The organism is Streptococcus oralis, assembly GCF_003943825.1.
Taxonomy (GTDB): domain Bacteria; phylum Bacillota; class Bacilli; order Lactobacillales; family Streptococcaceae; genus Streptococcus; species Streptococcus oralis_CD.
The window spans coordinates 1-650 of record NZ_RJNJ01000086.1 but is presented as its reverse complement, the minus strand read 5'-3'; the positions used below and the strand labels follow the sequence as shown (position 1 = coordinate 650).

The window sequence follows — 650 nt, the reverse complement described above, 5'->3', positions numbered from 1 at the left end:
GAGAATCCCGCAAATCTGCGGGATTTTTTGCTAGAAATGATTAGATTGTTAGGTATTATAGTACCACAGCTGTGCTGCTCACAATGTGGTAAAGAAGTCATTTTCTACTGGCTGCTTCTAACTAGCTGACGAATGCAAAAGCTACGATTGTACAAATTATAGAATCTTTTCAGGGGATTTAGGAAGAAATCTTAGTCATATTGACGCTACTATCGCTTTTTGTTATAGTCAAGGAGAGAGCAGTCCGGAACAATAGTTTATTCACAATCTGTGGATAAGTCTGAGGAAGAATGATATCTAATCCATGGTGTTGAAGTATCCTGATAATAGTTCCGTACATTAGTAACTCGCTAGAGAACTAGTAGAAACCTAAGTATAAAGTTATTTGACAAAGGTCTGTTTAGGGGGAAGATTTCCAATTCTAAGAGCTGGAGTCTGAAAAGACTAGTTTTTAGGAATGTTTTCTTATCCACAAGTTGTGGATAACTTTGTGAACAAGAGAAAGAGATATGAGATGATGACGAACATAAAACCACATGGGCCATTACCAAGTCAGGCCCAGCTAGCTTATTTAGAGGATGAACTAGCTGCCTTTATCCATTTTGGCCCCAATACCTTTTATGACCAAGAATGGGGAAGTGGGCAAGAGG

1 pseudogene is annotated in these 650 nt (G+C 38.6%); it reads left to right on the top strand.

The window, feature by feature from the left end:
• Nucleotides 1–514: 514 nt before the first annotated feature.
• A pseudogene (locus tag D8863_RS11125) lies at nucleotides 515–650 on the top strand (alpha-L-fucosidase); the annotation flags it as partial.